Raw genomic sequence first — 21,040 nt, 5'->3', positions numbered from 1 at the left:
CACGGATGCGCAGCGGTTGAGCCATTTCGAAGGGACGTTCATGCGTAAGGCTGGTAGTGTTCTCATATGGGCTGTGGTGTCGCTTTGTGTGATCGCCCTGATCACGCTGCCCGTCAATCTGCAGACCCAACTCATCGCCAGCATCACCGTCGTCACGATCATGGCGCTCATCAAGGTGCTGAAGGGCGAGGGCACATGGCGTCTCGTGGCGCTCGCCTTCGGTACGTCCATCGTGCTGCGCTACGTCTACTGGCGCACGACCAATACGCTGCCGCCGGTTAACCAGCTTGCAAACTTCATTCCTGGCCTGCTGCTCTATCTCGCTGAAATGTATAGCGTGATGATGCTGGCGCTGTCGCTCTTCATTGTCGCGACCCCGCTGCCGCCGCGCCCCTCGCGCGCCGGCAAGCTCGAGCGCTTCCCGCATGTTGATGTCTTCGTGCCGTCCTACAACGAAGATGCCGGCCTGCTTGCCAATACGCTCGCCGCGGCCAAGGCGATGGATTATCCGGCCGACAAGCTGCACGTCTGGCTGCTGGACGACGGCGGTACATTGCAGAAGCGCAATTCCGGCAAGCTGATCGAAGCGCAGGCCGCCGCCGCCCGCCATGCCGAGCTGAAGCAGCTCTGCGTCGATCTCGATGTCAACTACCTGACGCGCGATCGCAACGAACATGCCAAGGCAGGCAATCTCAACAACGGCATGCAGCATTCGAGGGGCGAATTGATCGCCGTTTTCGACGCCGACCATGCGCCGGCGCGCGACTTCCTTCTGGAGACGGTCGGCTATTTCGACGACGATCCGAAGCTTTTCCTCGTCCAGACGCCGCACTTCTTCATCAATCCGGATCCGCTGGAACGCAACCTGCGCACCTTCGACAAGATGCCGAGCGAGAACGAAATGTTCTACGGCATCATCCAGCGCGGTCTCGACAAATGGAATGCCGCCTTCTTCTGCGGCTCGGCGGCGGTGCTGAGCCGCCGCGCACTGCAATCCACCAACGGTTTCAGCGGTGTCAGCATCACCGAGGATTGCGAGACCGCGCTCGCCCTTCACGGCGCCGGCTGGAACAGCATCTATCTCGACAAGCCGCTGATCGCGGGCCTGCAGCCTGCAACCTTCGCAAGTTTCATCGGCCAGCGCAGCCGCTGGGCGCAGGGTATGATGCAGATTCTACGCTTTCGCTTTCCGCTGCTCAAGCGCGGCCTCACGCTGCCGCAGCGCCTCTGCTACATGTCCTCGTCGCTGTTCTGGTTGTTTCCGTTCCCGCGCACGATCTTCCTCTTCGCGCCGCTCTTCTATCTCTTTTTCGATCTGCAGATATTCACGGCCTCCGGCGGCGAGTTCCTGGCCTATACGCTTGCCTATATGATCGTGAACCTGATGATGCAGAACTATCTCTATGGATCGTTCCGCTGGCCTTGGATTTCCGAACTTTATGAATATGTGCAGACGGTGCACCTGTTGCCGGCTGTCATCTCGGTCATGCTCAATCCGCGCAAGCCGACCTTCAAGGTCACCGCCAAGGATGAATCCATTTCAGTCAGCCGCCTGTCGGAAATCAGCAGACCTTTCTTTGTGATCTTCGCAGTGCAGATCATCGCCGTCGCGATCACCATCTACAAGATCTATGCCGAACCCTATAAGGCGGATGTCACCCTCGTTGTCGGCGGCTGGAACGTCATTAACCTCATCCTTGCCGGTTGTGCGCTCGGCGTCGTCTCCGAGCGCGGGGAGAGGGCGTCCTCCCGCCGCGTGCGCGTCAACCGCCGTTGCGAATTCTGCATCGGCGATCAGTGGTACACGGCCTCTATCGAGGATGTCTCCGTCCACGGCGCGCGTTTGCACGTCTTCAGCAAGCATTTCGATGCGGTGCAAGTCGGCGCGCTCGGGGAAATCCGCTTCCGGCCCTATAGCGGCGCCGATCTCGAAACTCTGCCGCTTATCGTCCGCAACATCGAACCTTCGGGCGATATTACCAATGTTGGCTGCCAGTATCAGCCGAAAAGCGCGCTCGATCACCGTCTCATCGCCGACCTGATCTTCGCCAATTCCGATCAGTGGAGCCAGTTCCAGGCTTCGCGCCGCCGCAATCCCGGTCTCATCAAGGGCACCGTCTGGTTCCTCGGCTTATCGCTCTATCAGACGAGCCGTGGCCTGGTTTATTTCTTCCGCAGCATGCGGCCGGAGCGCGAGGCGCATCGACAGCAGCAGGCCGCAAAGGCGAACGCCGGATGAGAAAGCTCTTCGTCGCTTCCCTTCTTCTGGTCGGCACATCCGTTTTTGCTTATGCGCAGATCAGCCCTTTCGACATGTCCGGCGAACGTCCGGCGGGTGCGCCGGTTGCTCCGCGCCTCAGACTGCCCGTCCAGCCCGCGCCGACTCCTGTTCCCGTCGTGCCGCAGACGGTTGCCCCGCAGCCGATGCCGCCTCCCGTGCCTGCAGCGCCGCCGGTCAGCGCCATTCCTCCAACATCTGCACCGGCGCCGACAACGCCTTCTGCCCCGGCACAGGCCCAGCCACAGCAGGCCGCGCAGCCTGCCGCCCGTTCCGTCGCGGTCGCTCCGCAGATCGGTGATTTCAGGCGCTATATCGTGCCCTTCTCCGAACTAGGCCTCGGTGGTGAATATGACCGCAGGTCATGGTCGATCTATCTGACGACGGAGCAGGCGGCGGCGAAGGCACGGTTCACTTTCACCTATCAGAACGCCGTTGTCGTCGCTCCCGAAGTGTCGCAGCTGACCGTGTTCATCAACAACCGTGCCATCGGCCAGCAGCAGGTCGGTTCACCCGACAGCCCGTCGGGGGTCAGCTTCGACGTTCCTCCGGGTCTCCTGCAACCCGGTGCTAACCTCATCACCTTCGAAGCCAATCAGCGCCACCGCACTGATTGCAGCATCGACTCCACCTATGAGCTATGGTCGAACATCGATCCGGCCGGCACCTATCTGAGCTTTGCCGGCCGCGATGCCGGCCAGCTTTCCGGCACGGATGCGATCCGCGCCATCGGCGTCGACGGCAACGGCAAGACGGAATTCGATCTGGTCGTTCCGGCGATGGAACAGCCTGGCACCACCAAGCCCCTTCTGCGTCTGGCGCAGGGCCTGTCACTCTTGAGCGGCATGCCGAACCAGGTTTTTGCCTTCGGGACCGGCTCCCTGCCGGCAGGTGGTCCCGGCAAGATGGCGGTACTCGTCGGTACCGCGGCCGAGCTGCGGCCGATCTTCCCGAGCCTTCCTCAGGGTGCTGAAAGCGCACCACTTGCCGCCTTTGTCACTGACCCGCGCAGTGGTTCGCCCGTCCTTTTGATCAGCGGTCCGTCCTGGCAGGCGGTTTCGACAGCGATCGATACTATCGTGTCTCCGACCGATCGTGCCCCTGAAATACGCCGCGACGTGCTGACCACGCAGCGCTGGACGGCGCCCGACGCGCCGCTTCTCTTTGGCGATACGCGCATCCCGCTTTCGCAACTCGGCATACGCACCGTCGATTTCTCCGGTCGCCGCTTTCGCACAGGCTTCAATGTCGCCGTGCCGGCCGATTTCTATGCCAATGCCTATGGCGAGGCGAAAGTCTTGCTCGATGCCGCCTATTCCAGCAAAGTGCTTCCCGGCAGCCACATCGACGTCTATGTGAATGGCAACATCGCCTCCACAGTGCCGATCGCCACGACCAATGGCGGTATTTTTCGCCAGCTTCCGATCCGCGTGACCATGCGGCACTTCAAGCCGGGCCTGAATTCGATCGCCATCGAGGCAGTCCTGATGACTGAGGACGATGCGGCCTGCGCCCCCGGGGCAACGGCGTCGCAGGCGCCACGTTTTGCACTTTTTGACACGTCCGAATTTCACATGCCCGATTTCGCCCGTGTCGGGCAGCGACCAAACCTCGCGGCCATGGCCGGTACATCCTACCCTTACGGACGCAGTCCAGATCCGACACCGCTGTTCATCGACCGTACCGATGCCGATACACTTTCGGCCACCGCGACCCTGCTTGGCCAATTAGCGATTACGGCCGGCCATCCGATCGCAATCGATACCGTCGCCTCGCCGAGCGTGATCGGCGATCGCAGTGCGATTTTCATCGGCTCGATTTCGCAGATGCCGGCAACGGCGCTCACCCAAGTCAATGTCGCAACTGCCAGCCAGGCTTCCTGGCGTCCGGTGACGGATTCGCAGCCGACAGAGATCGACAACGGCAAGGCACTGGAAGAATGGCGCTCGCGCATCAGCGGGGGCGCGCTGCAAAGCCGCATCGCGGCGTTCCGCGAATGGCTGCGCCGAAACTTCGATATTACCGGCGCCTCGCTGCAATTCGTTCCCAATGCCGAGCAGGTCTTCACGCCTTCGAATGTGACCTCTCTGATGGTCGCCCAGGGCAAGAGCCCGGATGGCGGTGGCACATGGACCGTCGTGACCGCGCCTTCGGCCAAGGATCTGCGCGAGGGACTAAATTCCCTGGCCTCCCAGACGAACTGGCCGCAGATTGCGGGTCATGTCACCACCTATTCCAGCCGTACCGGCAAAATCGAGAGTGTACCGGTCACGCGCTTCGATTTTGTACCCACCGCCGGCTTATCGATCGCCAACTATCGCCTGATCGCCGCCAACTGGCTGTCGACGAATATCCTCTCCTATTCCTTCCTTTTGGTCGTGCTGTCGCTGCTCATCGGTCTGGCTACGTCCAGAATGCTCTCAAGGCTTGGCAGGTCGAAATGAAGGCCTGGATCGCCGCAGTGCTGGCAGGCACGATGATGCTTTCGTTTGCCGGTAAGCCTGCCTCTGCCCAGCAGCCGCGGATCAGCGGCGAGGCGTGGGCCGCCTATAAGGCAAAGTTTCTCGATCCGAGCGGCCGCATCATCGATAACGGCAACGGCAATATCAGCCATAGTGAGGGCCAGGGCTACGGCCTGCTGCTTGCCTATCTCGCCGCAAGGCCGGCGGATTTTGAGCAGATCTGGTATTTTACCCGCACCGAACTGTTGCTGCGCAATGACGGCCTTGCCGTGTGGAAATGGGATCCCTCCGCCACCCCGCATGTAACCGATACGAACAATGCATCTGATGGCGATATATTGATTGCCTATGCGCTTGCGCTGGCGGGATCCGCCTGGAACCGCGCCGACTATATCACCGCGGCCACCCGCATGGCGCAGTCGACACTCTCGGAAACTGTGGCCAGTTTCGGCGGCCGCACCCTGTTGATGCCCGGCACGGAAGGCTTCTCCGGCGCGGATCGCGACGATGGCCCCGTTATCAACCCGTCCTACTGGGTCTATGAAGCGCTACCCGTCATGGCAGCACTTGCACCGTCCGATCTGTGGCAGAAACTGACGGACGATGGCCACTCGCTGCTCAAAGCCATGCAGTTTGGTCCGCGCAAGCTGCCCGCCGAATGGGTGAGTCTGAAGCGTCAGCCGCAACCGGCCCGGGGTTTCGAAGCCGAGTTCGGCTACAACGCGATCCGCATCCCGCTCTATCTGGTGCGGGGCGGCGTGACCGACAGGGCGCTGCTGACGCGTCTCAAGGAAGGCATGACCGCAAACGGCGTAACCGCCACTATCGATCTGACTACCGGGCGGTCGAAGACGGAGCTTTCCGACCCTGGTTATGAAATTGTTAACCACGTTGTGGCCTGTGTATTAGACGGAACGAAGCTTCCAGCCGAAGCGCTGCAATTTGCGCCTGTCTATTATTATCCATCAACGCTTCAGCTTCTGGGGCTGGCTTATGTCGGGGAGAAGCATCCAGAGTGCCTGTGAAATCTTCTTTCGTGGCGATCACGGCAGCAGTCCTGGTGGCGACTCTCATCGCCGGACTGAAGGACCGCGAGGCATTGCAGCAACGTTTCGGCTTCGGTGGCAGGACCCCCGAACTCATGATGATGGGCCGCATCAAGGGGCCGGATAGCACGTCCAGTCAGTCGATCGATGTGCAGACCGTGGCGGAACGAATTCAGGCCGCGACACAGGATGATACCGCCGATCAGCCCCGGAACCCGGCCCAGACGGATCTGCCCCAGACAAGCCAAGCTCAGACGAGCCAACCCCAGACAGGCCAAGCTGAGAAAACCGCTCCGTCTCAGCAGTTGGCCCCGGTTCCGGTCGTCCCGCTGACCGTGCCACCCGCGGCCCCTGCCGGTGCCGCCACAGCGCCGGCCAATCCTGCCCCGGCAGGCATGGCAGCAAGCCAGCAGCCGGTTGTCGATCTAAGCGCCCTTCGTTATTTCGCAAGCCGCGGCGACAAGGTTCGTCTGCAGGCGGAAATCTCCCGCCTTCAGGCGCTCTACCCGAATTGGGTGCCGCCCGCCGATCCGCTCGCCATTCCACAAAACGGCGACCGGCAACTCGAAAACATGTGGCAGCTTTATTCGGAGGGGCGTTATGCCGAACTGCGCAAGGCGATCGCCGACCGTCAGGCGGCCGAAAACTGGCAACCGCCAGCCGATCTGCTCGACCGACTGGACGTTGCCGAGTCCCGGACTCGGCTGGTCAATGCCTCCGATCTCAAGCAGTATGCGACGGTCATAGACATCGCAGCCGAGACGCCGAGCCTGCTGACCTGCGCTGAGATAGATGTGCTCTGGCGCGTCGCAGAGGCATTCATTGAGACGAACAGGCAGCAGCGCGGGCAGGATGCCTATACCTACATCCTGAAGAACTGCACCGAGCCGGCCGAACGCGTGGCGACGATCCAGAAGGCTGCCGCTCTTCTGCCCTACGGACCGATGCAGGCGCTGCTTTCTCTCGAAAGACCTGCAGATGCCAACGGTGTCAAAGAATTCGACAGCCTTCGCGATGATCTTGCCCGCCGCTTTGTTGCCGATGGCAACGACGATGCCAAGCTCGATGTCGCTTCCGAGTATATCTCCCGTGTCGAGAGGCTTGCCGAAGAGCAGGGGCTGCCCTCCGACGCCTTGCTGCTCGGCTGGTATCAGCTTCGCCGCAACAACGAGGCGGATGCCGAGAAGTGGTTCCGCGTCGCCCACGCCAAACAGGATTCCGCTGTTGCCTCGCAGGGCCTGGCGCTGGCGCTGATTGCCCGCAAGTCGCCGCAGGAAGCGGAGGATGTCATGTATAAATGGCGTGACGATTCCAAGGAAGCGACCGCCACCTATCTTGCCGCGACCGCCAATCTGATGGCCTTGCAGCCGCCGGCCGATCTGAGCGAGGAGGTGCTCGGCCGCATCGCCGCCACCATCATCCAGCAGAAATACGTGCCGACGGCCCAGCAGTTCGGCTGGTATGCCCGTTCGTTGAACCAGTTCCAAACGGCCGCCCGCTGGTTCGAGACGGGATTGCGCTGGAAGCCGGATGACGAACCCTCAGCCTATGGCCTTGCCGTCACCCGCCAGCAGTTGAACGACCGTGCCGGCGTTGCCGAGATCCAGCGTCTCTGGGCCGGTCGTTCGGTCCGCATTGCCACATTGAACGATACGTCTGCCGGCTCGCGAACCAACGCTCCATTGCCGGCCCCCGGCTCTGCGCCCGGGTCGCAGCCGGCAGTTCAGCCCGCAGCACCGCAAGTCCAGTCAGCGCCGACCGAACGCAGCGCGGCCTTCCAGCCGGAGCCTCAGTCCCCGGCGCAATTTCAATCCCAGCAGTCGCAAGTGCAGCCCCAGCCCATTGCGCCGGCCCAGTCCGTTGTGCCAGGAAGGCCCGCGCGGGTCATGCAGACGGTCGCGGTCGAGCGCGGTCCGCGCCAGATTCGCGGCTGCTCCACCACAATAGATCCCGCCCGCCTCAGCCCCGGCGATGCGCTGACACGCGGCTGGTGCCTGATGGACATCAACAGGCCTATGGAAGCGGTGAAGGCTTTCGAGGCGGCGCTCGCAAGTCCTGTGCGCAAGGAGCGTGAGGATGCCGCCTACGGTCAGAGCCTCGCCTATCTGCGCGCCGGCCTTTCCAATAGGGCAGCGGTCGCGGCTACCAAGGCGCCGCAGAACCGCGACCGCGCCTCCGAACTGCAGGTGGCGATCCTTGCCGATCGAGCGCTCGCCGCCTTCGAAGGCGGCCGATATCGCGAAACGCTCATTTATCTCGACCAGCGCGCTCAGCTGCAGCAGGAGCGCGTCGATCTCATGGTGCTGCGTGGCTACAGCTACATGAATCTGAAGATGTATGGCGACGCTACGCGCGTTTTCGAGGCTGCCGCGGCTACCGGCAATCGTGATGCCACACGCGGCCTCGCGGATGTGAAGAACATTACCCACCCCGAGGTCAATGACTAAGCGCGTCGCGATCTTCGCGACATGCTTTAGATTGACGTCGCCCCTACGCTCGGCTAGTCGCGGAAGGCCTGACAGCTTTCTGCTTCGCAAGGAACCTTCCTTTGTCCGCTTCTCATCGCGTTCTCGATAAGACCTACGATGCTTTCCTCTTCGATATGGACGGCACCGTGCTGAACTCCATCGCCGTCGTCGAGCGCGTCTGGAGCGAATGGGCGCTTCGCCATGGTTTCGAGCCTGAGGTTCTTCTGAAGACCATCCATGGCGTTCGTGCATCCGACTCCATCCGCCAGCTCAGCCTTCCCGGCGTCGATCCGATTGCGGAGGCAAAGCTGCTTCTGAAGGAGGAGATGGAGGATTTCGAGGGCATCGCCGAAATCCCGGGTTCCATCCGCTTTCTGAATGCGCTGCCCCTGGACCGCTGGGGGATTGTCACCTCCGCGCCGATCGAACTGGCCCTCCGCCGCATGGCCGCCGCACGCATTCCCATGCCTAAGATGATTGTCAGCGGTGAAGAAGTCTCGTCAGGCAAGCCGAGCCCGGAATGTTATTTGCTTGGCGCAAGCCGCCTTGGCGTCGATCCCGCTCGCTGCCTGGTGTTCGAGGATGCGGTTGCGGGCATTCTCGCTGGCGAGGGTGCCGGAGCCGATGTCACTGTCATCACCGAAACCCATACAACGCCCTTCGAGACGCCGCATTTCACGATCGCCAACTATGCCGCCTGGAAGCCGCTTGTGACGGCGGATGGCAAGCTCTCGCTGTCCGCCGCTTAGTCTGGCAGCCCGGATAGTCTTGAAGGCAGAAGGCTTCAGAATTTATAGCCCACGCCGATCATTACCACATGCTGGTCGATGTCGCCGTCGAGTCCGAGCAGATCGGCGCTGCCATAATCATTGTAGCGATATTCCAGCCTGCCGAAGACGTTATTGGTGAAGGCGTAGTCGACTCCCGCGCCAATCGTCCAGCCCGACAGCGTATCCCTGTCGTCGCCGGCGGGACCGTCGATATGCACCTGTGCACCCGTCCAGCCGGCCGCGCCATAGATCAGAGCGCGATCGATCGCATAGCCGAGCCGGGCGCGGACGGAGCCGGCAGTTTCGAGGCCGACTTCAAACGGGCCGACATCGGACTTGTCCCAGTTATAGGAAATGTCGCCTTCGATGCCGAAGACGAAATTATTGTCGAGCTGCCAGTTATAGCCGACGAAGCCGGTGATCAGGCCACCATTCATGTCTTCGGAAAAGACGTCGAAATCGCCATTGGCCCAGGTCGGCCCGCCGCCCAGACCGGCATAGAAACCCGTCCACGTGAAGACCGGCGCGATCTCGGCTGCCGGTGCGGCCGGTATCTCATCGATGGCATCAGCCGCCATGGCCGAGCCGGCGACGAGGCCGGTGACGAGAAAGCTGGCGACGGCGGTGGATACGAAGTGACGTTTCATGATTTCCCCCCGCCGGAAAAATCCGGCTGAAAACTCGTTTGAGATCCGACTGCCTCGGACAGAAACCGCATGGCGCATCGCGGCTGCGGGTAAGCCACCCGCAAAATCATGGGTTTCTAACGCGGTTTTTGGGTAAAGGTTCCGGGGAAGGGGACGGCCCGACCGGATGGATCCGATCTGCTTGGCAGGACAGAAGCCGGCAAGGCCTAGAACTTGATGCGATTGCCCTTGTTGTCGATCATCTGCAGGACGTTGCCGTCCGTCTTGATCGAAATGCAGTCAGTCTGCTTATTGGGGAAAAGAACGCAGATCTGACCGTCAGAAATTTTGTAGCCGTTCTTATTGCCTTGACGGTACTCATAGCCGTTCGATGCCTTCCGCAGGTCGCTGGCACCCTTCAGAAGCTGACGAATTTCGTTTTCCTTGGCGTTCCGGAACCGGACGTTTTCTGCCAATGCCATATGCGAGGAGGCCAGCGTCGCGATCACGCCGATGAGAAGTGTGCGGCTGGGCAGCATGTGATAAACTCCGGCAGATGGTATGCAAGCAATTGAAGAGAATGAAATGATCAGGGTCGTCCTTGCCTTAGCTTTAGCAATGCCCGCCGGTAATGCAATGGCTGTCGATCCCAGAAATCCGCGTGTCAGCGAGCAAAACTACCAGGATTGCCGCCGCTTTCCCGAGCGTTGCGCCGGTGACGACCGCAACCGCAATCGCCGAGATTACTACCGCGACAACACCCGCCAAGGCTCGGGCAAGTACATCTACCGCGGCGAGCGCCGCATATGGACGGATGAATCACGCTGAGGACCCGTCGCACGCTCTGCAAGGCAATCGATCGTGACTCGCATCTGCTTGCCATTACCACTCCTTAAAGGCCGAAAGGAAAGGTTTCCTGACCGCCTCCCGCTGCTTGCTGCTGGTAGAGCGGCGTCAACGCATGTGTTTCGTCGAACCACACGAAAGCGTCGTATTGCTGGGGCAGGGAGGTCAGCATGTAGTGGCTCATCCGTTCGGTTTCCGGCCTGTAGATGACACCTATGAAACGTTGAAGCCGTTGGTCTATGAGCCGGGCATGCAGATCCTGGTTGCGCTCGAAATCGAGGAGGAACCATTTCTTTCCGGCTTGATGACACAGATGCTCGTAACTTTCTGCAAGAGCCGGATTGATCCTCTTCTTCTCAGCCTGCCCGTCCCAGTCGCTTGCCGCTAGAACTTCGCCGGAATGCGTCCCGCAGCCGATGAGGCTGGTCATGCCGTCGAAACGCTGTCGGCAGAGCTGGCCGAGATTGAGTTCATCACGAGCGGCGGCCATCTCGGCAAAGCGTGCGTCACCGATGTGGGAATTATGCGCCCATACGATCATTTTAGCGGCCGGCCCGTGGAAATCTAGGAGATGTTCGACCGTTTCGGCCATATAGCTGTCACGCAGATTCCAGGCTTTCGAGCCGCCGTAGTACATGATGCGATAATATCGCTCTGCCGCTGCCAGGAGCCTCGCCGACTGTGTGGCGTCAAGAAAGCCATCGTCACTGCCATCATTCTCGCTGAAAGATCGAGCCAAGAGCTCCTGGCATTGTTGCGATACGGCGTCCTCACAGGATTTATAGGCGTCGCTGAGGATCGCGCGCCCATAGGTCGCAGGGTTGTTTTGCCAGGGGCTGAGGCAGCCGTAGCGTTCGCGGGCGACCACGGCAGCGTCAGGGCTGACGCGCTCGAGATAATCGATCACCATGCGAATGGACCCTGCCATGTTGTAGAGGTCGAGCCCGTAGAAACGGATGGGACCCATGCGCGAGGCCTGGCGCCTGATATTTTCCGCACGCATCCACCGGATGAACTCGATAAATTCCTCATTGTGCCACATCCAGACGGGAAAACGCTCGAAGGGGTGGGCTTGCGAAAGGCTTCGGCCGGCGATCAACCGATCGATGGCGGCTGCATCGGGCCAGTCGGCTTCGACCGCGATCAGATTGAAGCCGTGGCGCTCGATCAAATACCGGCTGATGGCGGCGCGTGCGCGGTAGAATTCGGCCGTGCCGTGGGTGGATTCACCGAGAAGAACGATCCGGCTGTCGGCAAAGCGATCGAACAGATGTGTGAAGCTTTCGTCGTCGACAGACGAAAATGTCTCGGCCGCGTCCGAGATCATTTGCGCGGGTGTTCTTTCGGGTTGGGCGGCAGAGGTGTAGAGCGGATGCGTTGCGGTCCAGGCATCCTCACCGATCAACGGAACGAAGAATACGCCGCCGAGATCTTCCTCTTCGAACGCGTCCGCACCGGTGCGGATGATGCGCTTGAGACGCTGTCCGTCGTCGTGGCCGACGGGGATGATCAATCGTCCCCCAAGATCGAGCTGTTCTTTCAGAGAGGGCGGTACTTCCGGTGCACCGGCCGAGACGATGATGGCGTCGAAAGGAGCGGCCTTGGCCCACCCCTTGCTGCCGTCGCCGATGCGGACGTCGATATTGCTGTAACCGAGCCGGCCAAAGCGTTCGCGTGCTTGCTGTGCCAGCGCTCCATGGCGTTCGACCGTGTAGACATGTCTTGCTATGCGGCTGACGACTGCGGCCGCATAGCCGGAGCCGGTGCCGACTTCGAGCACCTTGTCCCCGGCATCGAGATCGGCCTTCTCGATCATCAGCGCTACAATGAAAGGCTGAGAGATCGTTTGGCCCTGGCCGATGGAAAGCGGCGCGTCCTCATAGGCGAATTCTTCGAAGCCCGGATCGACGAACATCTCGCGCGGTACGGTGCGCATTGCGCGGGCGACGGTTTTGTCCTGAATGCCGCGGCGGACAATGTGCTGCTCCACCGTGCGGTCGCGATTGCGGATTAGGTTCATGAGAGACCTCTCTTGCCGGGCAAGTCTGCATGGGATCGTCAGATGCCGCAGCTGCAATCCGACACGAAGCTTCGACCATCTAGGCACGAATGATCACCCAAGCACGAGAAGAACGATCTTTCCGCGAGCATATGGTTCTTGTCGATCGCCTCGATTTCAGGACTTCGTGACCGCCGACGCGATGAATGCCGACCGCGCGCATCGCATTTTTCCTTTGATGTCGCGGGCAAAGGCAACCTTCTCGTCATTCGAACAACAGCTGCCGGAAAAGGTTCCCTATTCGTCGAGCAAACGCGGTGAAGGCGGGAACTTTGGCGCTTAGGCCACGTTGGGACGCGCATGTAGCGATCCTCGGATTATCGTCCGGTGAACAGGCATTGCCGGTTCCGGCAGCAGAAGGAGGTCTTCGTGTCATTCACACTCAAGAGTTCCGCTTTCGCGGACGGCTCCGCAATTCCAAGCAAGTACACGCGGCTCGGCGAAAACATCGCGCCGCGCCTTGAATGGGCCGGAGCGCCGGACGCGACACGGAGCTTTGCTCTCATCGTCGAAGACCCGGATGCGCCAAACGGAATCTTCAGTCATTGGGGCGTCTTCAATATACCGGGTGATCGCAATGCATTGCCGGAAAGCAGCGACACGGCACCGAACGGAGGGCTGCGTTTCTGCGACAATGATTTTGGCAATGGCCGCTATGACGGCCCGCAGCCGCCCAAAGGCCACGGCCTACATCACTATCACTTCAAGTTGGCGGCACTCGACGTCCCGGCTCTGTCAATGCCGGCATCGGCCGGCATCCAGGCTATGTGGCGAGAGGCACAGAAGCATATGATCGCTGAGGCCTCGCTCACCGGCACCTTTGAACAAAGGTAATCGGCAGCCGGGGTCCATCTTGCTCGGTGATAGCCGCGCGGAGGATATGTTGACTATTTATAAGCACTTCCAAGAAGGTCAGGAAAAGCAGGGCGACATGGTCGTCAAGCTCTATCATTCCGGCGACGAGATACGCGGATTCGTGCGCAAGGTGACCGGCCAGGGTAAGGACGATAGCGTATTTCCGGGCGAGGAGATGGAACCGGCAGCCGCGCTTCAGATTGCCCGCAGCCATTTGCACGGAGCCAGCGAGATCCTCATCGAACTGTGCGAAGGCGTCGAATGGGATGCGCGCTGGGGTACGCTGCACTAGGCGCTTTCGCGATGCCCAACCGCGTGCATCCTCTGGACGTTCTTCCGCCGAGATCGCCGAGTACCCGGAGACCCGGATTGCACACATCAGTCACTTCAGACCTTGGTCCGTGTCGAAAGCCTGGCGACTGTGGTATTCGGCCGCCACAGGGATGGCTGAAGAAACCGAGGGGAAAAAAGATGCAGGCATCGATCATCGCTGAACTGCAGACGGCTCGAAGCAATCTTGCAACGCTTGGAGCACCCGACCGCCGTGTTCTCGTGGCGCGCATCCAAAACTACCTGCAGGAATACCGGGAAGATATTCTCGGTCATGTGCCTGCAGACCGATGCGTGTGGATCGAGCGACTTATCGGATCCCTTTCGATCAAGGCTCCACAGATCGCCTCGTTGGACAACGAGGAATTCCATTCGGTTCTTTCCGAATTCGAAAAACTCCTCGTCATACTCGAAGACCTGACATCCTCCTGGGACGGGTTGCCCCACACCGTCCACTGAATCCCGCTCTCTTAGGCGCTGCTTGAACGGCGAACATCGCGGCTGCTAGGGCACAAGGAAGAGCCGGGCTCAATTCGCCAGTCATGCCTAGACGGCAAGCGCCGCCACCGGTGGTTATTTGGACTGAGATTTCAAGGGATAAAATGGTCGGGGCGACTGGACTTGAACCAGCGACCCCTTGACCCCCAGTCAAGTGCGCTACCGGGCTGCGCTACGCCCCGACCTGCCGAAACGGCTTGCTTCTGTTAGACTCTTCGGTTTTTGGACGCAAGGGAAAAATGTCGCCATGATCATAAAACGGAACTTGTCCAGGAGGATGTCTGCAGCGAGGCTTTTTCCTGCCCCTTTGGTGCGGTTTGATATTATCGTACCCCCGCTGACGACCGTCGGAAAGTCTGCGGCAATAGTCTGCCTACGCCGGAACAGCATGGAAATCCTTCCACTCGCGAGCAATTCGCGTCAGGTCAGGTTGGAAATTTACGCAGATTGTATAGATTTTTAGGCGTAGTTTTTAAAGTGGTAAATTTACAGTGCAATACTTCTATAGAATTTCCACCAGATGCCTCTGTTTAAAAGAGGTGATTTATTTGTATTAACCTGAGATATACACGTGAGTAAAGCTTGTGTATGCGATGCCATCGGTTTTGAGTTCTTGAAATTAAAATTTATTCGCAATTTTGCTGCTGGGCGTATAAGGAAGAGAAATCGTAGAGAAGCATAGTTCGGGCTCATGACGATTGACAACAACGGACAGGACTGCCGGCAGACGCTTGCCGCTGCATTTAAAGCTCTTTCCGACGAGGCCGTCAAAGCCGGCTGGCCGGAAGGGGAGGTTGCCCTTGCGCTGGCGGATCTTGCCGAAGAGCATGTGGCCGCGATCGGCGCCAAGGTAATCGTCGAAGGCTTCAACCAGTCGCAGCTTTATCCGGCGAGCGGCCGGCTGAAATTCCGAGGCGAATTCTGATCAGTCCGTCGATCCTCATAGCAGCAGCCCGGCTGCCCTAGCAGCCGTCATGAAAGACGCCCGTGCCGCGGGAGGACTTCTCAGCCCATCCATTGCATCGAGACAGTGCTGGAAGCCACTCTGGTATTCACGTCTGCGCTTGGCCGGCCAGCGCCTAAGATATTCGACAGCTTCCCAGGCAGTTGAAACGATGAAGCTGCTGCTTGGAGATTTGACCCTCACGGGCGAGGGAAAGCGTTTTTCGCTCACGGCTCTGTCATTCCAGATGGAATTTCGAACGGCCTGCGACGCACGAGACAAGAGATTGTTCCCGATTCTGATTTGCGTAGTTGCTAAAGTTTTGTGCCACGCGCATAATATGGACAAGGCTGGCAGGGAGGGCCTCGGCTACGCAGAATGATGCGTTATGCCCTTCGAGGGAAATGCGGCGCGATGTTGAAATCGTCAGTTCATCCCCAGGATTTACCGCTCTTTTCGGAAGATATCGACCTGCTGTCCCAGGTCCTGACTCAGGTTTGCGATGAGAGCGGCATCGCTCCGCGCACGCCGGAAGCCGATAGGATCGGCGCGGCCCTCATCCAGCTTTACAGGCAAGGCGTGAAGGATAGCGGCAAGCTGACCACTCTCGCCAAGACCTATCTCTAAAGCTTCCCAGTTAGAATGCTTAAGCTGTGCAGAAAAGGTGCTGAGCTCAGTTCTGCTCGATCGACACATCGTCCTTGCCGATGTTCATCTCGATGCCCCGAGGCTTGCTCTCCTCGTGATAGATGTAGGCACCAAGCCGACGACCGCGGCGACGGCGCTTGGTTGCGTCAGTCGTCGTTGGCTGCGTTGAGGTTTTCGGGCCGGATGCCGTCATCGGTGGAACTGCGGGTGCGCAGACGTATGCCAGGCCCGCCCTCATCCTGATTGCCACTGGCGATGAAGATGATGCCGTAGGCCTCCAGCGTGTTGCGCACATCGATCATGGCGCGGGTCTCGCCCGCCCATTCGCCGTTTTCCAGCGCAGTAACCGTTTCAACGGAAAGTCCTGCATGAGCCGCGAGGTCCTCGATGCTCATGCCGATCATGGCGCGCGCGCCGCGTATCTGTGCTCCTGTAATCATGCCGGAAATCTAGCGCCTTTGCCGAACTTCTCAAGTGTTTGTGAACGGCTCGAACGCTTATGACGAGCTTCCAGTGCGGCACAGCCCCAGACTATGCCGAACAACAGGTAAACGTGGCGCCAGTGGTCGATGTCGATGACGTTTCCGATCGCCGCGTGGCCTAGAACTGAGATCCATGCGACCATGAGGAAAGGCTGCCATGGCCGGTCGAGTAATATGCTGCGGAAGCCGAGAGTGAGCGTCCAGCACAGCAGGCCGACATAGCTGACGAAACCCAGCCAGCCATAAGTGGTCAGCGACTTCAGCCAGATATTGTGCTCGTCCTCCGGAAACATAGTGCCGAAGACAAGCGGCCCGATACCGAGTGGCCGTTCCATCATCATCTGGAAGCCGATGCGGTGGCGGTCAAAACGGCCGAGGTGCTCACCATCATATTGCTGCACGAGCTGCGCGCGCGCAGAGAAAAGCTCGCTGACCTTAGGAACCTGCAGAGCAATCAGTAGCGAGGCCGCCATCAGGATGATGGCGCCAAGTGACAGGATCAGCACTCTGAGCCGGAAGGCGCCGCTGCGCTCCTTCAGCAGCATGATGAAGATCAGTATCAACACGGTGACGGCGAAAAGACCCCAGGCCGCACGCGAGAAGGAGAGGAAGATGCCGAGCGCCAGGATGAGCAGCGCTCCGGCCTTGAACGGCGATGTTCTGAGATTCCCGGCGAGAATGCTGTGGACGAGGTAAAGCGCCGGCGGCACGAGAAAGGGACCGAAAACGTTCGGATCCTGAAAGGCGCCCTTGGCGCGGTCGTAAAGTGTGAAAACTTGCGACCCCGGAAAGGCGTGGAAATAGCCGAGAATGCCGAGCAGAGAAGTGATAACAGCCGCAAAGCTCCAGGCATTGAAGATCAGCGGCAGCCGCTTGTGGCTGTCCTCGATGATCGCGGCATAGAAGATCGAGGTCAGCGCAAGGAAGGTGGAGACGGCAACATACATCGGGCCGGTCGCCAGGTCCCGCATCTGGGTGAGCGATAACATGCCGCCAATATTGAAGGTGAGCAGCAGCGCCAGAAGCGGAGCGGTGGTGCGGGAGATCTTCAGGCCGAGAATGAACCAGAGACCGATCAGCCCCGCCATCCAGAGCTCGTAGGGCGCCGGCTCGTCAATGACGAAGCCCGAGAGAAAGACACCGAAGGCGACCGCTGCCGAACCGATGAGCCGCAGCGTCAGCCTTTGCGGCTGCGCCACGCGCGCAGGGGAGGCGTCGATCGCGCTCAATAGGCGTTTTCCGTGTTGAGCAGCCGGACGGGTGTCAGGAACAGGATCTTGAGGTCGAACCAGAGCGACCAGTTTTCGATGTAATAGAGGTCGTAGGCCGTGCGGAACTTGATTTTGTCGTCATTGTCCACTTCGCCACGCCAGCCATTGATCTGAGCCCAGCCGGTAACGCCGGGCTTGACGCGGTGGCGCGCAAAATAGCCATCGACGATATCGGCGAAAGCGCGGTCGTGCGCCTGGGCAAGCACGGCGTGTGGACGCGGGCCTACCAGCGAAAGTTCGCCTTTCAGTACGTTGAAAAGCTGCGGCAGTTCGTCGATCGAGGTCTTACGGATGAAGCGGCCGACACGGGTGACGCGTGGATCGCCCTTGGTGACGGCGGCCTTTGCCGTCGGATCGCCCATGTTGGCGTACATTGAGCGGAACTTGAAGACATTGATGACTTCATTGTTGAAGCCATGGCGCTTCTGCATGAAGAAAACAGGTCCTTCCGAAGTCGCCTTCACTGCAATCGCTGTCGCCACCATGATGGGCCAGAGCAAGCAGAGCGCGACGATGGTGAAGAAGATATCGAAAGCGCGTTTGGCGACGGAATCCCAGTCGCGGATTGGCTTCTTGAAGATGTCGAGCATCGGCACCGCGCCGACATGAGAATAGGCGCGCGGGCGGAAACGCAGTCGATTGGCATGTGCGGCGAGGCGAATGTCGACCGGTAGGACCCAGAGTTTTTTCAAAAGTCCGAAGATACGCGCCTCGGCAGACAGCGGCAGCGCGATGATCAGCATGTCGATCCGGGTTATGCGAACGAATTCCACGAGTTCGCTGACCGTGCCGAGCTTCGGATAGCCGGCGACCATGATCGGCGAGCGCTTTTCGCCGCGGTCGTCGAAGATACCGCAGATGCGGATGTCGTTATCCGCCTGCTGCTCCAGCATACGGATCAGTTCCTTGGCCGGCTCGCCGCCGCCGACAATGACGGCGCGGCGCTCCATGATGCCGTTGCGCGCCCAGCGGCGAACGCCCTGCGCCACGAGGAAGCGGTCGATTACGAGGAAGAGCGCGCCTGCAACAAACCAGATGGCGTAGGATTGCGCAGTCGCGGCGCTGACACCGCGCAGGAGCGAGAAAGCACCTGTTGTCAGCACGAAGACGATGGCGAATGCTGCGAAGGCACGCGGCAGATACCGCACGCGGGCTCTGAGAGCCGGAATGGAATAGGTATCTGCAAGCTGAAGCGCTACCACGGTCAATGCCGAAACGATCGCCGCCATGACGGCCCGCATCAGGATGCTGTCGCTGCCGTCGCCAGGTGCGAAATAGAAGGCGGCAAGGCCGATGACGAGCTGTGTCAGGAATTCCAGCAACCGCAACTGGCCGATGATGATGACAGGCGAATAGGTTCCGTCACGAAACTGCTCGGCGATCTGGCGGGCATAGGGATTGATACCAGGCGTCTCGCCGGCTGCATGCGTGGAGGCACCGCTGCGCGTCTCTGTATCAGAGACCTGCTTGCGCAGGGCTTCCACGTCGAACTGTCCGCTCTTTTCCAGCTTGTTCATGGGGCTTCATCGCTCGTTGATGTGAGCGGGATAACAGAAAGCCCCTAAGAAACATTTACGAGGCGGCCGGGATCGCCTGTGCCGCAGCGGGATTAACGAGTTCGCCATAGAGTTTCAGCACTTCGCCTGCCATGACCGACGCGGAAAAGATCGATTTGACCGCATCAGGAGAGGGCATGACCTTGTCGTGCCAGCCGGGCACCGTAAGCGCTTCCGCCATCACCCGCGCCAGATCATCGGAATCTCCCGGTGTCACCAGTGCGCGACTATCCGCCCCGAGCACCTCCGGAATGCCGCCGACGCGCGAGGCGATGACGGTCTTTCCGGCGCCGAGCCCTTCCAGAACGATATAGGGCATGGCTTCGGCGCGGGATGGAACGACGAGGTGCTGCGCCATGGAGAAAGCATCCTTCACGCGCATGGCCGGCAGCATGCCGATGCGCTTGCCGAGGCCGCGCTCCACCATCATCTCGCGATAACGGTCGCGGTCCGGGCCGTCGCCGATCATCAGCGCCGAAAGTGGGCGACCGAGCAGGCGCTCGGTCTTGGCGAACGCATCGATGAAGATATCGGGACCCTTCAGGTCGCGCAGCATGCCGACATAGATGAAATGCACGGCATCGGAGCGGGTCGGAATATCGGAAAAATCCCGCGCCCCGATGCCGTTATAGATCAGCCGGTTCGTGACCCGGGGCCGGCCCACCTTGGTCGCATAGGTTTGTCGCTCGTATTCACAGATGAAGACCAGCGCATCGGTAAAATATTCCTGCAGCCGCTCCATGCGCAGCACGAACTGGCCGAGCATGGAGGCGCGGGAATAATGCAGGCTTCCGCCATGGGCGGTATAGAGGCGGGCTACGCGATACCTGTTGACCCGCAGGGCTGAGCCGGCAAGCCGCGCAAGCACACCGCCCTTGGCGCCGTGCCCATGCAGCACATCCGGCCGCAAGCTCCTGATTTCCTTGAATGTATTCCAGAGTACTTTGGCATCAGCCGGACTGATGGAGCGCCGAATCGGAATGCGCGTCAGTCCGAGTGAAAGAAAAGGACGGATATCGTCGAAGAGACGATCTTCATATTCGCCGCCGGTCGAGCTGTCGCAGATGATGCCGATTTCGTGGCCCGCCCGGCTGTGCTCCTCCACCAGGTCGCGAACATGGCGGAAAATTCCGCCGACCGGCGACCGGAAGCAGTGAAGAATGCGGAGGGGCCTCTGCTCTGCCATCGGCTAGAAGAGCCGTTCACGAACATAGATCGTGTCACCGGCGATGATCGGGCCGGAAATATTGACGCGGCCGGTCAGCACCTGTCCGTTGATCTTGCGCGTGACGTCGACCATGCTCTGGTTGGCGCGGCTGGTGAAGCCGCCGGCAACTGCGATGGCGTTCTGCACGGTCATGCCGGGGACATAGGCATATTGGCCGGGCTGGCCGACCTCGCCCATGATGTAGACGGAGCGATAGCGGTCGACATCGATCGTGACATCGGGATCCCGAAGATACCCTTGCTGCAGCTTCTGCGCGATCTGGCCGGAAAGCTGCTGCAAGGTGCGGCCGCGGGCAGGGACCTGGCCGATAAGGGGGAATGCGATATAGCCCGCCTGATCCACCGTGTAGGTATTGGTCAGCGTCGGCTGGTCGAAGACGGTGATGCGCAGGCGGTCGCCACTATCGAGCGAATAGGGCTGGATCGTCGCCTGGTTGAAGGCCTTCGGTGCTGGCCGATAGGTGGTGCAGCCGCCCAATGCAGCCATCATGGCGGCGAGGCTCATAGCCATTAAGGTCTTGGGCTGGACGAAGGGCATCCGCTTGCTCACAGGAAGATAATTCGGTCGAGCCGTTATCGATCTATTAGGGTTAATGCCCGGTAAAAATCAGCCGATTTCCGCAAATCCTTTTGTCAAATGCACCTCGTTTGCGAGGGAATTGCCATTAACCGTTG

Annotated in this window: 20 protein-coding genes and 1 tRNA gene; 11 read left to right on the top strand and 10 right to left on the bottom strand. The window is 60.0% G+C overall.

Annotation, left to right across the window (positions count from 1 at the left end; genetic code table 11):
- The first annotated feature begins 40 nt into the window (after positions 1-40).
- From bcsA to FHT92_RS02200, 5 genes are all read left to right on the top strand, one after another.
- The gene (bcsA, locus tag FHT92_RS02220) at positions 41-2,239 is read left to right on the top strand and encodes a UDP-forming cellulose synthase catalytic subunit (RefSeq protein ID WP_183744029.1); all 2,199 of its coding nucleotides are present in this window, start codon (positions 41-43) and stop codon (positions 2,237-2,239) included.
- A complete protein-coding gene (locus FHT92_RS02215) occupies positions 2,236-4,722 on the top strand; it encodes a cellulose biosynthesis cyclic di-GMP-binding regulatory protein BcsB (RefSeq protein ID WP_183822223.1) in 2,487 nt (828 codons plus the stop codon). The genes bcsA and FHT92_RS02215 overlap by 4 nt, the downstream gene beginning before the upstream one ends.
- A complete protein-coding gene (locus tag FHT92_RS02210; protein ID WP_183822221.1) occupies positions 4,719-5,765 on the top strand; it encodes a glycosyl hydrolase family 8 in 1,047 nt (348 codons plus the stop codon). Before FHT92_RS02215 ends, FHT92_RS02210 begins: the two co-directional genes overlap by 4 nt.
- Complete coding sequence (locus tag FHT92_RS02205; protein ID WP_183822219.1) at positions 5,762-8,233, top strand: cellulose synthase; 2,472 nt, start codon at positions 5,762-5,764, stop codon at positions 8,231-8,233. Before FHT92_RS02210 ends, FHT92_RS02205 begins: the two co-directional genes overlap by 4 nt.
- A 101-nt stretch (positions 8,234-8,334) precedes the next feature.
- A complete protein-coding gene (locus FHT92_RS02200) occupies positions 8,335-9,003 on the top strand; it encodes an HAD-IA family hydrolase (RefSeq protein WP_183822217.1) in 669 nt (222 codons plus the stop codon).
- A gap of 35 nt (positions 9,004-9,038) precedes the next feature.
- On the opposite strand, the gene FHT92_RS02195 is transcribed toward FHT92_RS02200, so the two are convergent.
- Both FHT92_RS02195 and FHT92_RS02190 read right to left on the bottom strand, forming a co-directional pair.
- On the bottom strand, positions 9,039-9,671 hold the full coding sequence (locus FHT92_RS02195) for an outer membrane protein (RefSeq protein WP_183822215.1): 633 nt from the start codon (positions 9,669-9,671) through the stop codon (positions 9,039-9,041).
- Between the two features lie 206 nt (positions 9,672-9,877).
- Positions 9,878-10,189 (bottom strand): hypothetical protein, encoded by a 312-nt coding sequence (locus FHT92_RS02190; RefSeq protein ID WP_183744014.1) that lies wholly within the window; start codon positions 10,187-10,189, stop codon positions 9,878-9,880.
- Between the two features lie 22 nt (positions 10,190-10,211).
- On the opposite strand from FHT92_RS02190, the gene FHT92_RS02185 reads away from it, so the two are divergent.
- Entirely contained in the window at positions 10,212-10,478 is a 267-nt protein-coding gene (locus FHT92_RS02185) for a hypothetical protein (RefSeq protein ID WP_183744011.1), read from the top strand.
- Between the two features lie 64 nt (positions 10,479-10,542).
- On the opposite strand, the gene FHT92_RS02180 is transcribed toward FHT92_RS02185, so the two are convergent.
- The gene (locus tag FHT92_RS02180) at positions 10,543-12,516 is read right to left on the bottom strand and encodes a protein-L-isoaspartate(D-aspartate) O-methyltransferase (RefSeq protein WP_183822213.1); all 1,974 of its coding nucleotides are present in this window, start codon (positions 12,514-12,516) and stop codon (positions 10,543-10,545) included.
- Between the two features lie 408 nt (positions 12,517-12,924).
- Between FHT92_RS02180 and FHT92_RS02175 the strand changes: the two genes are divergently transcribed.
- The 3 genes from FHT92_RS02175 to FHT92_RS02165 all read left to right on the top strand — a co-directional run bounded on the left by FHT92_RS02175 (position 12,925) and on the right by FHT92_RS02165 (position 14,199).
- The gene (locus FHT92_RS02175) at positions 12,925-13,389 is read left to right on the top strand and encodes a YbhB/YbcL family Raf kinase inhibitor-like protein (RefSeq protein ID WP_183822211.1); all 465 of its coding nucleotides are present in this window, start codon (positions 12,925-12,927) and stop codon (positions 13,387-13,389) included.
- A 97-nt stretch (positions 13,390-13,486) separates the two neighbouring features.
- A complete protein-coding gene (locus FHT92_RS02170; RefSeq protein ID WP_223216504.1) occupies positions 13,487-13,702 on the top strand; it encodes a hypothetical protein in 216 nt (71 codons plus the stop codon).
- A 179-nt stretch (positions 13,703-13,881) separates the two neighbouring features.
- Positions 13,882-14,199 carry a hypothetical protein gene (locus tag FHT92_RS02165; protein ID WP_183743999.1) on the top strand — a complete coding sequence of 106 codons (318 nt, stop codon included), beginning with the start codon at positions 13,882-13,884 and terminating at the stop codon, positions 14,197-14,199.
- Between the two features lie 144 nt (positions 14,200-14,343).
- Here FHT92_RS02165 and FHT92_RS02160 read toward each other — a convergent pair.
- A tRNA-Pro gene (locus FHT92_RS02160) sits at positions 14,344-14,420 on the bottom strand.
- A 509-nt stretch (positions 14,421-14,929) separates the two neighbouring features.
- Here FHT92_RS02160 and FHT92_RS02155 point away from each other — a divergent pair.
- Entirely contained in the window at positions 14,930-15,163 is a 234-nt protein-coding gene (locus FHT92_RS02155; protein WP_183743997.1) for a hypothetical protein, read from the top strand.
- A gap of 15 nt (positions 15,164-15,178) precedes the next feature.
- Here FHT92_RS02155 and FHT92_RS02150 read toward each other — a convergent pair whose 3' ends face one another.
- Positions 15,179-15,412: a DUF982 domain-containing protein gene (locus FHT92_RS02150; RefSeq protein ID WP_183743994.1), complete on the bottom strand. Its 234-nt coding sequence runs from the start codon at positions 15,410-15,412 to the stop codon at positions 15,179-15,181.
- A 183-nt stretch (positions 15,413-15,595) separates the two neighbouring features.
- On the opposite strand from FHT92_RS02150, the gene FHT92_RS02145 reads away from it, so the two are divergent.
- A complete protein-coding gene (locus FHT92_RS02145; RefSeq protein WP_183822209.1) occupies positions 15,596-15,808 on the top strand; it encodes a hypothetical protein in 213 nt (70 codons plus the stop codon).
- Positions 15,809-15,975: 167 nt separating this feature from the next.
- On the opposite strand, the gene FHT92_RS02140 is transcribed toward FHT92_RS02145, so the two are convergent.
- Genes FHT92_RS02140 through FHT92_RS02120 form a run of 5 tightly spaced genes read right to left on the bottom strand, consistent with a single transcriptional unit; the run spans position 15,976 to position 20,903 of the window.
- On the bottom strand, positions 15,976-16,269 hold the full coding sequence (locus FHT92_RS02140; protein WP_183743988.1) for a multiprotein-bridging factor 1 family protein: 294 nt from the start codon (positions 16,267-16,269) through the stop codon (positions 15,976-15,978).
- Positions 16,266-17,540 carry an O-antigen ligase gene (locus tag FHT92_RS02135; protein ID WP_183822207.1) on the bottom strand — a complete coding sequence of 425 codons (1,275 nt, stop codon included), beginning with the start codon at positions 17,538-17,540 and terminating at the stop codon, positions 16,266-16,268. The genes FHT92_RS02140 and FHT92_RS02135 overlap by 4 nt, the downstream gene beginning before the upstream one ends.
- Positions 17,537-19,099 carry an undecaprenyl-phosphate glucose phosphotransferase gene (locus tag FHT92_RS02130; RefSeq protein WP_183743981.1) on the bottom strand — a complete coding sequence of 521 codons (1,563 nt, stop codon included), beginning with the start codon at positions 19,097-19,099 and terminating at the stop codon, positions 17,537-17,539. The genes FHT92_RS02135 and FHT92_RS02130 overlap by 4 nt, the downstream gene beginning before the upstream one ends.
- A 55-nt stretch (positions 19,100-19,154) precedes the next feature.
- Positions 19,155-20,324, bottom strand: coding sequence for a glycosyltransferase (locus tag FHT92_RS02125; protein WP_183822205.1), 1,170 nt, complete (start codon positions 20,322-20,324; stop codon positions 19,155-19,157).
- 3 nt (positions 20,325-20,327) lie between these two features.
- The gene (locus FHT92_RS02120; RefSeq protein ID WP_183743967.1) at positions 20,328-20,903 is read right to left on the bottom strand and encodes a polysaccharide biosynthesis/export family protein; all 576 of its coding nucleotides are present in this window, start codon (positions 20,901-20,903) and stop codon (positions 20,328-20,330) included.
- Positions 20,904-21,040 lie beyond the last annotated feature (137 nt).

The organism is Rhizobium sp. BK377 (genome assembly GCF_014193935.1).
Lineage (GTDB): Bacteria > Pseudomonadota > Alphaproteobacteria > Rhizobiales > Rhizobiaceae > Rhizobium.
The sequence above is the reverse complement of the archived record's forward strand: the minus strand, read 5'-3'. Positions and strand labels throughout refer to the sequence as shown.

Coding starts and splice junctions, on each gene's coding strand:
- bcsA (WP_183744029.1), top strand. CDS start 41: ATGCGTAAGGCTGGTAGTGTTCTCATATGGGCTGTGGTGTCGCTTTGT.
- FHT92_RS02215 (WP_183822223.1), top strand. CDS start 2,236: ATGAGAAAGCTCTTCGTCGCTTCCCTTCTTCTGGTCGGCACATCCGTT.
- FHT92_RS02210 (WP_183822221.1), top strand. CDS start 4,719: ATGAAGGCCTGGATCGCCGCAGTGCTGGCAGGCACGATGATGCTTTCG.
- FHT92_RS02195 (WP_183822215.1), bottom strand. CDS start 9,671: ATGAAACGTCACTTCGTATCCACCGCCGTCGCCAGCTTTCTCGTCACC.
- FHT92_RS02190 (WP_183744014.1), bottom strand. CDS start 10,189: ATGCTGCCCAGCCGCACACTTCTCATCGGCGTGATCGCGACGCTGGCC.
- FHT92_RS02185 (WP_183744011.1), top strand. CDS start 10,212: ATGCAAGCAATTGAAGAGAATGAAATGATCAGGGTCGTCCTTGCCTTA.
- FHT92_RS02180 (WP_183822213.1), bottom strand. CDS start 12,516: ATGAACCTAATCCGCAATCGCGACCGCACGGTGGAGCAGCACATTGTC.
- FHT92_RS02170 (WP_223216504.1), top strand. CDS start 13,487: ATGGTCGTCAAGCTCTATCATTCCGGCGACGAGATACGCGGATTCGTG.
- FHT92_RS02165 (WP_183743999.1), top strand. CDS start 13,882: ATGCAGGCATCGATCATCGCTGAACTGCAGACGGCTCGAAGCAATCTT.
- FHT92_RS02155 (WP_183743997.1), top strand. CDS start 14,930: ATGACGATTGACAACAACGGACAGGACTGCCGGCAGACGCTTGCCGCT.
- FHT92_RS02145 (WP_183822209.1), top strand. CDS start 15,596: ATGTTGAAATCGTCAGTTCATCCCCAGGATTTACCGCTCTTTTCGGAA.
- FHT92_RS02140 (WP_183743988.1), bottom strand. CDS start 16,269: ATGATTACAGGAGCACAGATACGCGGCGCGCGCGCCATGATCGGCATG.
- FHT92_RS02130 (WP_183743981.1), bottom strand. CDS start 19,099: ATGAACAAGCTGGAAAAGAGCGGACAGTTCGACGTGGAAGCCCTGCGC.
- FHT92_RS02125 (WP_183822205.1), bottom strand. CDS start 20,324: ATGGCAGAGCAGAGGCCCCTCCGCATTCTTCACTGCTTCCGGTCGCCG.
- FHT92_RS02120 (WP_183743967.1), bottom strand. CDS start 20,903: ATGCCCTTCGTCCAGCCCAAGACCTTAATGGCTATGAGCCTCGCCGCC.